Below are 13,319 nucleotides of genomic sequence, written 5' to 3'. Positions count from 1 at the left end.
TTATGAGTTATACGACAATAAAAATACCGACTCAGATTCATAAAAAGTTGAAACAACTTTCTATTGAATCAAAATTTTCACAGCAGGAAGTACTTGAGAAAAGTTTGCAGAAGTACGAGACAGATTTATTTTGGGAAGAATGTACTTTGGCATACTCTAAGCTTGTAAATGATGAAGGTGATGATGACTTTTCGGGAACTATCGGAGATGGATTGGATGATGAATATTGAGCGTGGTCAAATCTGGTTAATCAATTTTAATCCCACACAAGGACACGAGCAGTCGGGAATCAGACCTGCCCTGATATTATCCACAAACCAATTTAATAACAGCAAAGCGGATAAAGTGATTGCAATACCTCTGACAAGTAAGAATAAAGGTATCCCTCTTGATGTTTATCTTATGCCACCTGATGGAGGTATAACAAAAGACAGTTTCATCAAGTGCGAAGATATAAGGTCTCTTGCAAAGTCAAGACTTGTCGAGCTTTGGGGTCATATTTCAAATGAAAAACTCGAAGAAGTGGAGAAAAAAGTAAAATTGTTACTTGGATTTATAAAATAATAAGGAAGTACTCAGCTTTATCATTTTGCAAAGGGCTGAAGCCCTTTGTTACTGGAGTTCGCAACATACGGCTTTAGCCGTATGCAAATATTGAGTCAGGACAAGACTATCAAAACGGAAAATTTTTGGTGGTGGAGTAATATTGGCTGTTAAATTCAATACTTAAGAGGTAGCTTTTTCAATTCCGATTTCCAAATTACGAGATGAAGACCAGCGAAGCCAATTACAAGAAAAGACTTAATGAACTGATTGCAACGTTAGAATTAAAATAATGTGGCGATTATTATTTAGTGTCTGGCAGAAAAGTATTCAGTTTCAAAATAATACAACAAAATGTCACACTGAGCGTAGTCGAAGTGTGCTATTACATCAATTTTGAAGCATAATGAACACATTTCGACTTCGCTCAATGTGACAAAACAATTTATTATTACTTTTCTGTCAGACACTATTTAAAATTTATTTTTAAATAATACGTAATTCTTTAATATTTTTGATAATAAAATCCAGATATGAATACAGATGAACAAATACAATATTGGTTCGATTTATCAGATGATGATTTTATAGTTGCTGAATCGAATTTTAAAAATAAGCATTATCTATAGTGCTTATTTATCTGTCATTTATCTGTTGAGAAAATTTTGAAGGGTTTATATATTCAACAATGCAAGGAACATCCTCCTAAGATACATGACTTGGTAAAACTTGCAAAATCTTCACAACTTGAAGTTGCTGATGATAATTTAAGATTTATGAACCAGTTAAACAGGTTCAATATAGAAGGTCGCTATCCAGAATATAAGAACAGTATTAAAGCTGTTGCAAATTATGAGTTTACTTATGAAATACTTCTCAAAACCCAGGAGTTGATAAAGTGTCTGAAATCCCTGAAGCAATAATTGAAAAAATCAGAAAATTTGTGGAATATTTAGAAAAATCACAAATTCCGGTAGAGGAGGCATTGATTTTTGGCTCTTATGCAAAAGGTACATACAATAAGTGGAGCGACATTGATGTTGCCATAGTGTCCGATAAATTTGAAGGTAGCAGATATTATGACCTTGAAAAAATGACAGATGCTATATTTGCAATAGACACCGATATTTCGCCCCTACCTTTCAGACCTGAAGATTTCAATACAAGTGATTTATTTGTTAAAGAAATAATGAAGCATAGCTACCGGATTGTTTAAACTATGGTGGTTGAAAAATATTAAGTCCATCGGAGTAGTTTTTGGAAGTGTTGATTTTATTATGCAGTGAGTAAATTATTCTGAATCGCGGATTTCGCGGAGTTCTTTTCTGATTCATCTGAATATTTATCACGAATGGCTTATATACCATTTCTTTTGTCGCAAAGGGCTGAAGCCAGTTGTTTCTTTCACGGGTTATATCACAAGGGGATTATATTAAGTTGGTATTCAACCTCTACGAGGTAGTTTCGTTTTATGATTTTGTTATGTTACAGAGATTTAATCACTACGTGATAAAAACCGGAATGTGAAAACAAGCCAAGCAATTCCTATACCCTGACAACTGAACGCTGTACCCCAACTACCGCGTACCCAGACTACTGAACCCTGAACCCTGACTATCAAATTACTTTTTCACCAGGTACATACATCTGTGTAGTTAAATCAGATATTGAGGTAAATAATCAATTTTTTAGTAACTCAATAAACTCATCTATCGAAATTACACTTACTTTTGGAAAATCAATCTGTTTCAAAATATTAAAATGTTTATCATTTGTTACAATATAATCAGCTCCTCCGGCAATAGCACAATCAACGAATTTGTTGTCATCCTTATCAATTTCGATTAAATTAAAATTGTAATAAATTTGTTGCATTGTTACATTTTTTGAAAACAGCAGCGTTTCTGCAATATTTGCCGATACATTACTATTTGCTTTGATTGAGAGTAACTCTATATATTCAGTGAGGATATCATTGCTGATAATCAATTCAAAATGACGGCTTAAAAATTTATCAAATATTATACGATATTTTGATTTTGATGGAACTGAAACCAACAGAACATTTGAATCCAATACAATTTTCATGAAGTAATTGCATTATTAATTCTTAAATGTGTATTTGCCCATTCGTCCATTGTTTCCTGTGACCAATTATTCTTTTCCCAGAGGGCATCCATCTCTTTAGTGGCATTTTCAGCAAAATAATTACTAAGCAAATCCCTTATTTCAATAATTTGTGAATCGCTAATTCCAATACTGAAAATTTTTAATAAATCAAGTTGAAGATTTGTTAATTTAGATGAATTTACCATAATTATTTAATCAAGAATATGAATTAAAATACTTTAAATTAAACGATACTATTATCGTAAAATTGTAATGAATTTCAAAGTAAAAATACAGTATTCTGTTAATCCGTTGTCGGTTATAAATTTATTCAGTCTTAGAACAAAATTATGCAACGTAATTGAGTAACATTAATAGTATGGGTATTGGGTCTGGGTATAGGAATAAAGAATTTTGGGGTCTGGGTTTCAGGTTTATATACCGTAGGGTCAATTCGCCCCTGTCTTTTGTCGCAAAGGGCTGAAGCCAGTTGTTGCTTTCAGGGGTTATATCAAAAGGGGATTATATGAAATTGGTATTCAACCTCTACGAGGTAGTTTCGTTTTATGATATTGTTATGTTACAGAGATTTAATCACTACGTGATAAAAACCGGAATATGAAAACAAGCCAAGCAATTCCTATATCCTTACTACTGAACCCTGACTATCAAATTACTTTTTCACCCGGAACATACATTAGTGTAGTTAAATAAGATCTTGAGGTAAATAATCAATTTTTTAGTAACTCAATAAACTCATCTATCGAAATTACACTTACTTTTGGAAAATCAATCTGTTTCAAAATATTAAAATGTTTATCATTTGTTACAATATAATCAGCTCCTCCGGCAATAGCACAATCAACGAATTTGTTGTCGGATTCATCCTTTAATATCAGATTCCAATTGAAAAATGGTTCGAAAAAATGAGCATTAGGCAGGGCAATTTAAAGATTGATGACTTTTCCAGAAACCTGAGAATTAATCTTTCTTTCAATTAGTTCAGAATATTCATAAAGAATTTCATTTGAAACTGCTATGTCAAATTTCCCAAGAAGTAAACTGTCAAATATTATGGAATATTTTGTATTACTTTAAAGCGAAACAAGTAATATATTTGTATCAATGACAATTAGCATTAGGATACTTCGCTGAGCCATTCGTCAAGAATCTTTTCATCATGCCCGTTTTCAGCCCAAAAGCTATCAACATCATCCCTGATATTTTTAGCTAAATAGTCTGCTATTAATCTTTTTATAGCAATAAGGTCTTCCGTTCTGTTCAGTCCGTAACTAAACTGCTTTAAAAGCTCAATTTGCAAAGAATTTAGTGGCTGTATATTTTGCTGTTTATTCATTACAATACCAAAAAATTTATACTTTAAAATTTGACGTTTAATAAAAAATATTATGATAAAAATATTTTGAGATTTTTTTCATTTTTATGTGTTACTATTATTGAAAAGAATGTTATTTTTGAAAAAGTATTTTTGTAATTGGAAAAAATCATGAAACACAAAATGTTTTTATTCGCTGTGCTGTTATTAATCAGCACTTACTCTCTTTCTGCACAGGAAGACCCTAATGTGATGTGGACTTATAAAGACGCAAGTTTTTCTACCTATCCGGCAGTGCACCCTAACGGAAATGTTTTAATTGGTGACGGGAGCAAAGGAGATGTGATTGAGTTAAACGGACTGACAGGGGAACTTGTAAGAAGAATACCGCTACCTGCACCAACTTCCAGTCTAATTCTTTCAAAAGATGGCTCAAGGTTGGCTGCATCAGGTTATATTATTGATGTTGAAACAGGTGCAGTTATAAAAGCACACCCAAGAGCGGCGGCAGTAAGGTTTCTACATCCAAGTAATACCAAAGTAATATACACCCTTTTTAATCAAAATGACACAAGTTGGGTTGTTTGGGATATGGATAATGATACCTACAAGAATTATCAAATACCACATTTAGTAACATCAATAGATGTATCAAATGACGGTCGTTTCTTAGCAGTTGCAAGTAAAGAAACGAGCTTACCAATTAACGAACAACGCACCCACTTTTACCTCTACAACGCCCAAACAATGCAGCCCATACGTGAACTTGAAAATGTATTAGCCGAAGGCAGAACTATTGAGTTCATTCAATTCTCCGAAAATGCTAAGTATGTGGGGTATGGACAGTTGACTGGTGGTACTCCTAAAGCAACTTTTTTTTCTTGTGAATCACCTTATAAGAAGTGGGAAGTTAATAAAATGGATCAGCCACCCTATGGAATGACCAGTATTGGCTTTATAAAGGATGAATATACATTTATGACAACTGGTGGGTTAACTGAAAGCTATTCACTAATATGGGATATAAATCATGAAAAAGAAATATATAGAACAAATAAATATGGTTCATCTTTGCCAATTTTTAATCCAAAATATAATAGTATAATTGTTGGCGGCATTGGTTATGTGTCTCTTGATTTCAACAAAATCCTAAATTCTGTCAGTGTTGATGAGCCAAATGAGCCAATTCTAAAATTCATATCTGATTACAGAAATGGGATATTAATGATTTCAGGGATCGAAAGTAATTCACAGGAAATCAATCTGTCAATCAATGACATTCAGGGAAATATGGTATTTCAAAATCGAGTTAAACAAGTTAGTGATATAATTGAAATACCTATAAAATTACAAAGTGGTGTTTATATATTACAAATTCAGGATGGAAATAATTACCACAGCGAAAATTTTTAGTGATGGAATAGGATAAAAAATATGAATTCACAAATAATAATATATCAAACAGAAGATGGGATAACAAAATTAGACGTCCGTCTCGAAGATGAAACGGTATGGCTAACTCAAAAGATGATGTCGGAACTATTTCAAACTACACCTCAAAATATCACAATTCATCTTAAAAATATATATGATGAGGGTGAATTAAATGAAATTGCAACTTGTAAGGATTTCTTACAAGTTCGCAAAGAAGGTAACAGATTTGTAGAGCGTAAACAGAAATATTATAATCTTGATGTGATTATATCGGTAGGTTACAGAATAAAAAGTCATATTGCCACAAAATTCAGACAGTGGGCTTCGCAACTTTTGAAAGAATATATTATTAAGGGTTTTGTTCTTGATGATGAAAGATTGAAAAATCCGGACCAACCTTATGATTATTTTGAAGAGTTAATACTTAGAATTCAGGATATTCGCACATCAGAGAAAAGATTTTATCAGAAAATTACTGATATTTATTCGACAAGTGTTGATTATGACCCGACATCAGAAATTAGTATCACATTCTTTAAAACTGTCCAAAATAAGATGCATTGGGCTATTACAGGCAAAACAGCCGCTGAAATAATTGCTGAACGGGCAAACAATAATTTACCCAATATGGGGCTAACCAATTGGAGAGGAACGAAAGTAAGAAAGCAAGATGTTGGTATTGCCAAGAATTACTTAAATGAAGAAGAATTGTCAGCTTTAAATAATCTTGTAGAGCAGTATTTGGTTTTTGCTACCGGTCAGGCAATGCGACGAATTCCAATGTATATGAAGGATTGGATTGAAAAATTAGATGGTTTTTTGAATCTCAATGATAGGGATATTCTTTCGCACGCAGGAAAAATTAGCCACGAACTTGCAATTGAAAAAGCAGAATCAGAATATGAGATATTTAACAAAAGAAGGATAATTGAAAGTGATAAATTTAATGATTTCGACAGATTTCTGATTAAAAGAAAAGATTAATTTTGAAAAAATTATCACAGCGGAAAATTTTTGGTAGTGGAGTGAGTTTAGCTGGCTGCTAAATTCCCATCTTTGAGGGGTGTCAGCGCAGCTGACGGGGTGGATGACTTGGGTTCAGGGTGCAGTAGTCAGGGTATAGGGGCTGGGTGATGGGTAATTGAACTCGAAGTGATAAAATTATTCTGAATCGCGGATTAAGCTGATTTAGGGATTTCGCAGATTTCTTTTCTGATTCATTTGAATTTTTATAACGAAGGGCTTATATGAAGTTAGTATTCAACCTCTACGAGGTAGTTTCGTTTTATGATTTTGTTATGTTACAGAGATTTAATCACTACGTGATAAAAACCGGAATATGAAAACAAGCCAAGCAATTCCTATACCCTGACTACTGAACGCTGTACCTATTAACAGACAGGAATGTCTATTCTACCTCGTCCCCCAACCCCCGTCCCTCGCCCCCAAAAAAAAATTGAGATTTTTTTATTTTGATATGTTATTATTGTTTGAAAGTTTGTTATTTTTGAAAATGAATTTTTGAATTGGAAATTCAATTATGAAACGGTATTTGGTTTTATTCGCTGTGCTGGTATTTATACAAACTTCTTTTACTCAACAAACGCCCCCCCAGTTACTGATTGGACATAAATCACCTGTCCCGAAACAGTTGATTCTCCATTTTCAACTTCTTCATTATAGTTAAATTCCAAAGGTTGAGCGAAATCAGCCCTTGGGTATATTCCTGCCTGAGCAGAAATATTCAGTAATATTCCAATTGCAGCCGAATAAAAAAGTACTGCTGTACCACCATAGCTCACAAATGGCATAGGAACGCCGGTAGTTGGCAAAAGCCCTGTATTTACACCCGCATTAACAAATACATAAATTGCAAATGTAATTATAACACCTATTGCTAAGAAATATCCGAAATTATCCGGTGCTTTTTTGGCAACAAGCATGCCTCGCCAGAAAACTACCATGAAAATTCCAAGAACGAGCACAAGCCCGAGAAAACCATATTCTTCACCAATTATAGCGAAAATAAAATCGCCGTAAGATTCTGGCAAAAAATGATATGATTGTCTGTTCTGACCTACACCTACACCAAAAATCCCGCCATTACCTAAAGCAATCAGAGATTGATTTAATTGATAACTAACAGCTTCATTTTCTGTACCTTCACCGAATCCGAGAAAGGACTTTAACCTGTTAAGGCGATAATCAGCAGTAATGAAGAATACAATCCCTGCTACAAGTCCAACAGCAAATGTAGCTCCGAGATGCAGCAGATTAGTATTTCCGATAAACATCATAGTAACGGCAATTAGAAAAATAACCATCATTGTAGAAAAATTTGGTTGTAGGGCTATCAAAAAGCAAATTATTACTGTCCAAATTATGAACGGGAAAAAACCTCTTTCAAAATCCTTAATAAATGCCTGCTTTCGGGCGAGTAGTGCTGAGAAATGAATCACCATAACCAGTTTGACAAGCTCTGAAGGCTGAAAACTAAAAGGTCCAAGTGAGAGCCATCTGGAAGCACCTTTGACATTAATCCCAAAGAAGAAAACGGCTATCAGACTTAAAATGCCAACAACCATAAGCAATTTAGATATTTTTGCGTAAACATGATAATCAATTCTTGCAAAAACGAATATTATACCTATACCCAAAAATACACGTAATGAATGATTCCAGAATAAATGTTCAGCATCACCGAATTTCGCTGCTGAGTTTGATGCACTCGCTGTATATACAAACGAAATAGAAAATAGCATCAAAGCTATAATCGGTATCAGAATCAGCCAATCTATATGCCCTTTAGTTTTCATATGAAATTACATAGAATTGATAATTTTTTTGAATACTTCTCCACGGTGCTCGAAATTCATAAACATATCAAAAGATTTACAAGCCGGAGTGAACACAACTTTATCCCCGTAATCAGATTCCTCGTAAGCTCTGAACACGGCAGCTTCAAGGTCATCTTCTTTAAAGCAACGCTTCATTGTACAAAAGTGATTGAAAATATTGTCAGCTTCTTCACCGATAGCAACAATGCACTTGACATTTTTTTCGACAAGAACGTCAAGTTCAGCATAATTGTTTGAATCACCTCTGCCTCCTGCAATCCAGATAATCGGCTCTGAATATGAAGATAAGGCATACCAGGTGGCATTGATGTTTGTTGCTTTGGAATCATTGATAAAATCCACACCATTGATAGTGCGAACGTGTTCGAGGCGATGCTCGACCCCCTGAAATTTCATAAGGCTGTCACGAATGTCCTCATTCCGTACTTCAAAAGCACGGGCGGCAAGAGCTGCTGCCATCGAATTATAAACATTATGAGTGCCCGGTAAACTTAAACCGGCTACTTCCATAAATACTTCCTCTTTATCTGCTGTCTTAAAATAAAGATGTCCGCCTTTGAAATAAATCCCCCGATCTACAGGCGAATTCGAGAAATATTCAATCACAGCTCCCGTTTGGAAAAAGTTTTTTGAAATTGTCTCGTCATCTTTATTTAAAATTAAGAAATTTTTCTGACTTAACATAGAAGAAATTTTCCACTTAGCAGAAATATATTTTTTCATAGTGCCATGATACGCCAGATGGTCCGGCGAAATATTCAGAATTACTGCAACATCCGGCTTAAATTTTATACATCTGTCAAGCTGATAACTACTGGCTTCTACAACTAATATTGTCTCTTCGTCAATATTGCCAACTAAATCAGATAATGGAGTCCCGATATTGCCACACGGAATCGCTTTCTTTCCTGAATTATTCAGAATGAATGCTGTCAAAGCAGTGGTTGTAGTTTTGCCGTTAGTGCCGGTAATGGCAATTACAGGATTTTTTAAATGCCGCCAGGCAAATTCAAGCTCGCTGATAATTTCAATGCCCTTATTTTCAGCTTCTTTAATTATAGTTGAGTGTGGTGGCACTCCGGGAGAAGTAATGAGCAGGGTACAATTTTTTAAAAACATACCAGAATTTCCGCCGAATTCATAATGTACTCCTAAGGATTTAAGTTCTTCAATTTCTTTCTCACAGCTTGAGCTTGCTTTAGATTCAGATAAAGAAACATGATAACCCAATTTTTTACATAATCTTACAGCGGACATTCCACTTTTGCCGGAACCTACAACAGTTACATTCATAAAAAACTTATTTTAAAATTTAAAAAAAATATTACACAAAATTATCAAAATGTTACGAAACAAAAGAAAACTAAATTAAAAATCACGTTATTAGCAAAATCTTTGTTAAATTGCTTTTTTATTATTTACAAATTTCAAAAAACTTTTATGAAATGTTGCACAATTATACCAGCAGGAGGAGTCGGCAAAAGGTTTGGAAGTGAAATTCCCAAGCAATATGTCGAAATTGATTCAGTGCCTGTGATTATTCATACACTCAGACTATTCGAGAAGATTGATGATGTCGAAGCTGTTGTTCTGGTAGTCCATAATGAGTGGTACACTTTTACTAAAGAACTTATAAAAAAGTTTAATATAACGAAAGTCTCAGAAGTCGTGATTGGTGGTTTAGAGCGTCAGGATTCAGTTAATCATGGTATCCGCACCAAGTCGGCGGAACAGTCTGAGATTATCCTTGTACACGATGCTGTACGCCCATTTGCTACTACTGACTTGGTTCAGAGAGTGATTGATAATGCCGAAGAAGTGGGAGCCGTTATTCCAGCGGTTTATCCTCGCGAAACTGTTAAGGAAATCACTAAAAAAGGCACCGTTGTTAAAACTCTTGACAGGTCTAAACTCGCATTAGCACAGACACCACAGGGATTCTGGCAGGATATCATTCTGAATGCATATTCTCAGGCTTCAAATGCAGGTTTTGTAGGTACTGATTCTGCTTCATTAGTGGAATTCATCGGTTACAGAGTTACTGTTATTGAAGGTGAAGATACTAATATCAAAATCACTAATCCTTTTGACCTCGAAGTAGGGAATATGATTTATAACCAAAGAAAAGTTTAATTTATTCTCTTTTTTAATTTTGCAAAAATGTCACACATGGTCTTTACCAAGTGTGACATTTTTATTAATGTAATTCGATTACTTTTTTAAGGCTTATTTTAATCAATTTTGGCAAATAACCAATTGTGATAACGGCACTTATGCTATATCGAAAATACTGATTTAAGCAGCATATTATTGGCTGTCCCTCAAACCTTGCACTGCCGTAGGATTATCAGGATAAATTTTGAGTGCTTTTTCAAATGCTATTCTTGCTGATTGCTTGTCACCTGTAGCAGCGGCATATCTACCCATATTTGTTAAGTTAAGCGAGGCAGTTTCGAGAATACCTTTTTCAAGATGACTTTTTGTATCTTTAGGATAATCTATCATCCTGTCAATATGTAATTTTTCAAGCGAAACTTTGATAGGTGATTGTTGCTTTTCAAGCTTGAAAGCAAAGCCTGCCGGAACTATATTATACCCCTGAAGAGGGGAAGCGTCAGCACCTGAATTCATGTAGTCGAATGTAACATATATCGGTATTTCATCAATATTGCTTTCGATAAAACATTTAAGCAAATTTTCATAATTATTTTGAATTCGCGGGTAAGATTCAGGTGGTAATCCTGACTCGAATTTTTCTAAATCCTGATTATATGAATCAAGCTGATTTCGGCATTTTAAAATTAGCTCCGGATGCCAGTTTTCGAGTTGCAAAGGATACCAGGTACGCCTTAAAAGCTCTCTTTCGATAAGTATAATATCGGGTCTGTAATTTTCGACTTTCTGCAAATACCAAAAAGCACTATTCCAGTAATCCCACTGAGCTGATATTATAATTGCATTCTCGCCAAGATTATCAACTACTGTGCGTGTGAAATCATAAACTAAATAATTATCGGATTTATCATTTTCTGAGAAATTTATTCCAAGATTTAGTACAGCAAATATAATTACAGCATACTTTAATTTATCCGACCTTTCGGTGAAATAAAGAAATCCAACTGCTGTTATAATTAAAAATGCGTAAATTGCTAAATAAAAATACACGTCTATATCATGAATCGAATAATTAACAGAGTATAAGATACACGAAATAATCAAAATTAAAAAAAACCATAAATACTCACGATGTGATTTATACAATCTTATAAAACCGGCAATGAGTGGAACCAAACCGAAAAATGCAAGATTATAAGGTACTTTTCCAAGAAATTTTCCAAAATTTTCAATAGCGATATCCATTCCCGAAAACATCCATACCTGATATTGCTTCCCCTGTACGTGATAGAGAAATTTATCAAAGCCACGATGAACATAACCCCAATTAAATGCCGGTTCGGCTGCACTACGTAATGGCAAATATACATAAAGAGATACTCCTATCAATATCATAAGTGATATTGTGAGAAGTAACTTAATATTTTGATTCGACAAGTTGAATTTTTGTCCGGGCTTTTTAAAGAAAATATAAGCAAGTGCCGGAATTATCAGTATTGTTGTCAGGTGATTTGAAAAACTCAAGCCAATGAAAAGTCCTGAAATCAAAAAATATTTTTTTTGATTTTCAATATCTGACAAACCTTTAAAGAGGAAATAAAAAACTAAATTAATAAGCAAAAATTGAAGTGAATATACTTCAAACACAACTGCCTGCTCCCAAACAAGCGAGCTGAATGAAAATCCAAGAGCAGTAAAAAATGCAATTAAATCAACAGTACTTTGATTAGTGATACTCTCGGCTATAATTTCTTCAACTTGATTTTTAGCTTTCTTCTTGCTTTTTTTATTGTCAGATATTCTGATAAGAATTGGCAAATTTTGCAAAACAATTTTCAATGTCAAGTAAAACATAACAGCAGAAGATGCCGTAAATATCGCAGAAAGCAGATTGAGCTTATAAATAGTAGTCCACGCTGTAGGAATCAGTGTCCAGATATGCCCCAGAAGTGCCAGCAAGGGGTAGCCGCTTGAATGTCCCACACCAAGAAAATATGCCACGCCCGCAAGCTCCCCATTGTCAGTAAACGATACAGTCGGACTCAGTGTAATAATATAAACAATTAAACTAATTATAAAAATTGCAACAGTAGCTAAATTTTTAATCTTATTTGTCATAATTCTATATCAGGTGTTGTACTTATTACTTTAAAAGCTGATTGAAGATAATTATTCCCTGCGTAAACTAATTCAAATTTGAAATAATATGCTCTGCAAAAATCAGAAAATGCTTTAAATTCGTGAGTAGGAACAGCAAATTCATCAAATATCATAATATCACCGGGCTTGATATACCTTGCAAGCATTGTCATTACATAAAGAGTTGAGCTATATAAATCGGCATCAAGATGAATTACTTTCCTGTGCCTGAAATCATAATTATCTAAAAAATCAGGGAGTGTTTCTTGAAATAATCCTTTATAAAATTTTGCTCTCGGGTCATTCACTTCAGGGAATTTGCCTTCCATTGTCATATCTCCGGCTTTGAAAACATCCCAGTTTTCAGGCAGTCCGGTAAAAGTATCAAAACCTGAAAATCTTGACTCAGGATTTTGATTTTGAGCAACCCACCATTTGAATGAACGCCCGCTTGCAACTCCAAATTCGAGATAATCAACAGGATCATTCAAGTTCTCACTATCCAGCAGAACCTGAAAAACTTTCTGTCGCATATTTGTATCAAATTCTGACTTGTAAAAATCATTAAATTTGCCGCCACTATTCTGAGAACGCCAGGCAGACATTTGTGACATATAAACAAGATTCAGCAGAAAACCCTCAAAAGGACGAACTGCCTTATGCAAAGCAAATCTCATAAACAGTCCTTTCAACTTCCTGCGTAAGAGTAATTTTATATCCATTACAAAATTGGTTATTAGCAAAATTCAAATATAATAAGAATTTGCTTAATAAATATTTATTTA

14 protein-coding genes and 1 pseudogene are annotated in these 13,319 nt (G+C 34.1%); 7 read left to right on the top strand and 8 right to left on the bottom strand.

Annotated elements, in window-relative coordinates:
• Positions 1-2 precede the first annotated feature (2 nt).
• The 4 genes from KF896_09250 to KF896_09235 all read left to right on the top strand — a co-directional run bounded on the left by KF896_09250 (position 3) and on the right by KF896_09235 (position 1,759).
• A complete protein-coding gene (locus tag KF896_09250; protein MBX3043891.1) occupies positions 3-230 on the top strand; it encodes a hypothetical protein in 228 nt (75 codons plus the stop codon).
• Positions 220-564 (top strand): type II toxin-antitoxin system PemK/MazF family toxin, encoded by a 345-nt coding sequence (locus tag KF896_09245; GenBank protein ID MBX3043890.1) that lies wholly within the window; start codon positions 220-222, stop codon positions 562-564. Before KF896_09250 ends, KF896_09245 begins: the two co-directional genes overlap by 11 nt.
• Positions 565-1,208: 644 nt before the next feature.
• A complete protein-coding gene (locus tag KF896_09240; protein ID MBX3043889.1) occupies positions 1,209-1,466 on the top strand; it encodes a HEPN domain-containing protein in 258 nt (85 codons plus the stop codon).
• Positions 1,442-1,759 carry a nucleotidyltransferase domain-containing protein gene (locus tag KF896_09235; protein MBX3043888.1) on the top strand — a complete coding sequence of 106 codons (318 nt, stop codon included), beginning with the start codon at positions 1,442-1,444 and terminating at the stop codon, positions 1,757-1,759. Before KF896_09240 ends, KF896_09235 begins: the two co-directional genes overlap by 25 nt.
• Before the next feature lie 464 nt (positions 1,760-2,223).
• Here KF896_09235 and KF896_09230 read toward each other — a convergent pair whose 3' ends face one another.
• From KF896_09230 to KF896_09215, 4 genes and pseudogenes are all read right to left on the bottom strand, one after another.
• The gene (locus KF896_09230; protein MBX3043887.1) at positions 2,224-2,631 is read right to left on the bottom strand and encodes a putative toxin-antitoxin system toxin component, PIN family; all 408 of its coding nucleotides are present in this window, start codon (positions 2,629-2,631) and stop codon (positions 2,224-2,226) included.
• Complete coding sequence (locus tag KF896_09225) at positions 2,628-2,858, bottom strand: hypothetical protein (protein ID MBX3043886.1); 231 nt, start codon at positions 2,856-2,858, stop codon at positions 2,628-2,630. The genes KF896_09230 and KF896_09225 overlap by 4 nt, the downstream gene beginning before the upstream one ends.
• Positions 2,859-3,383: 525 nt before the next feature.
• A pseudogene (locus KF896_09220) lies at positions 3,384-3,692 on the bottom strand (putative toxin-antitoxin system toxin component, PIN family).
• A 98-nt stretch (positions 3,693-3,790) separates the two neighbouring features.
• Complete coding sequence (locus KF896_09215) at positions 3,791-4,009, bottom strand: hypothetical protein (protein ID MBX3043885.1); 219 nt, start codon at positions 4,007-4,009, stop codon at positions 3,791-3,793.
• 150 nt (positions 4,010-4,159) lie between these two features.
• On the opposite strand from KF896_09215, the gene KF896_09210 reads away from it, so the two are divergent.
• Together KF896_09210 and KF896_09205 are read left to right on the top strand one after the other, a co-directional pair.
• Positions 4,160-5,401 (top strand): T9SS type A sorting domain-containing protein, encoded by a 1,242-nt coding sequence (locus KF896_09210; GenBank protein MBX3043884.1) that lies wholly within the window; start codon positions 4,160-4,162, stop codon positions 5,399-5,401.
• Between the two features lie 21 nt (positions 5,402-5,422).
• A complete protein-coding gene (locus KF896_09205) occupies positions 5,423-6,406 on the top strand; it encodes a virulence RhuM family protein (protein ID MBX3043883.1) in 984 nt (327 codons plus the stop codon).
• Between the two features lie 608 nt (positions 6,407-7,014).
• Here the strand turns inward: KF896_09205 and KF896_09200 are convergent.
• Together KF896_09200 and murD are read right to left on the bottom strand one after the other, a co-directional pair.
• On the bottom strand, positions 7,015-8,238 hold the full coding sequence (locus KF896_09200; GenBank protein ID MBX3043882.1) for a cell division protein FtsW: 1,224 nt from the start codon (positions 8,236-8,238) through the stop codon (positions 7,015-7,017).
• Between the two features lie 6 nt (positions 8,239-8,244).
• The gene (gene murD, locus KF896_09195; protein MBX3043881.1) at positions 8,245-9,573 is read right to left on the bottom strand and encodes a UDP-N-acetylmuramoyl-L-alanine--D-glutamate ligase; all 1,329 of its coding nucleotides are present in this window, start codon (positions 9,571-9,573) and stop codon (positions 8,245-8,247) included.
• A gap of 147 nt (positions 9,574-9,720) precedes the next feature.
• On the opposite strand from murD, the gene ispD reads away from it, so the two are divergent.
• Positions 9,721-10,413, top strand: coding sequence for a 2-C-methyl-D-erythritol 4-phosphate cytidylyltransferase (gene ispD / locus KF896_09190; protein ID MBX3043880.1), 693 nt, complete (start codon positions 9,721-9,723; stop codon positions 10,411-10,413).
• A gap of 174 nt (positions 10,414-10,587) precedes the next feature.
• Here ispD and KF896_09185 read toward each other — a convergent pair whose 3' ends face one another.
• Complete coding sequence (locus tag KF896_09185) at positions 10,588-12,513, bottom strand: DUF2723 domain-containing protein (protein ID MBX3043879.1); 1,926 nt, start codon at positions 12,511-12,513, stop codon at positions 10,588-10,590.
• On the bottom strand, positions 12,510-13,256 hold the full coding sequence (locus KF896_09180; GenBank protein ID MBX3043878.1) for a class I SAM-dependent methyltransferase: 747 nt from the start codon (positions 13,254-13,256) through the stop codon (positions 12,510-12,512). Before KF896_09180 ends, KF896_09185 begins: the two co-directional genes overlap by 4 nt.
• Positions 13,257-13,319: the final 63 nt, after the last annotated feature.

The organism is Ignavibacteriota bacterium (genome assembly GCA_019637995.1).
GTDB lineage: Bacteria > Bacteroidota > Ignavibacteria > Kapaibacteriales > UBA2268 > JANJTB01.
Note: the sequence above shows the minus strand (reverse complement) of the source record. Positions and strands in the feature narration are given on the sequence as shown.

What these genes read in the sequence shown, in the direction of transcription:
- KF896_09250 (MBX3043891.1), top strand. Translation starts at nt 3, where the DNA reads ATGAGTTATACGACAATAAAAATACCGACTCAGATTCATAAAAAGTTG.
- KF896_09245 (MBX3043890.1), top strand. Translation starts at nt 220, where the DNA reads ATGAATATTGAGCGTGGTCAAATCTGGTTAATCAATTTTAATCCCACA.
- KF896_09230 (MBX3043887.1), bottom strand. Translation starts at nt 2,631, where the DNA reads ATGAAAATTGTATTGGATTCAAATGTTCTGTTGGTTTCAGTTCCATCA.
- KF896_09225 (MBX3043886.1), bottom strand. Translation starts at nt 2,858, where the DNA reads ATGGTAAATTCATCTAAATTAACAAATCTTCAACTTGATTTATTAAAA.
- KF896_09215 (MBX3043885.1), bottom strand. Translation starts at nt 4,009, where the DNA reads ATGAATAAACAGCAAAATATACAGCCACTAAATTCTTTGCAAATTGAG.
- KF896_09210 (MBX3043884.1), top strand. Translation starts at nt 4,160, where the DNA reads ATGAAACACAAAATGTTTTTATTCGCTGTGCTGTTATTAATCAGCACT.
- KF896_09205 (MBX3043883.1), top strand. Translation starts at nt 5,423, where the DNA reads ATGAATTCACAAATAATAATATATCAAACAGAAGATGGGATAACAAAA.
- KF896_09200 (MBX3043882.1), bottom strand. Translation starts at nt 8,238, where the DNA reads ATGAAAACTAAAGGGCATATAGATTGGCTGATTCTGATACCGATTATA.
- murD (MBX3043881.1), bottom strand. Translation starts at nt 9,573, where the DNA reads ATGAATGTAACTGTTGTAGGTTCCGGCAAAAGTGGAATGTCCGCTGTA.
- ispD (MBX3043880.1), top strand. Translation starts at nt 9,721, where the DNA reads ATGAAATGTTGCACAATTATACCAGCAGGAGGAGTCGGCAAAAGGTTT.
- KF896_09185 (MBX3043879.1), bottom strand. Translation starts at nt 12,513, where the DNA reads ATGACAAATAAGATTAAAAATTTAGCTACTGTTGCAATTTTTATAATT.
- KF896_09180 (MBX3043878.1), bottom strand. Translation starts at nt 13,256, where the DNA reads ATGGATATAAAATTACTCTTACGCAGGAAGTTGAAAGGACTGTTTATG.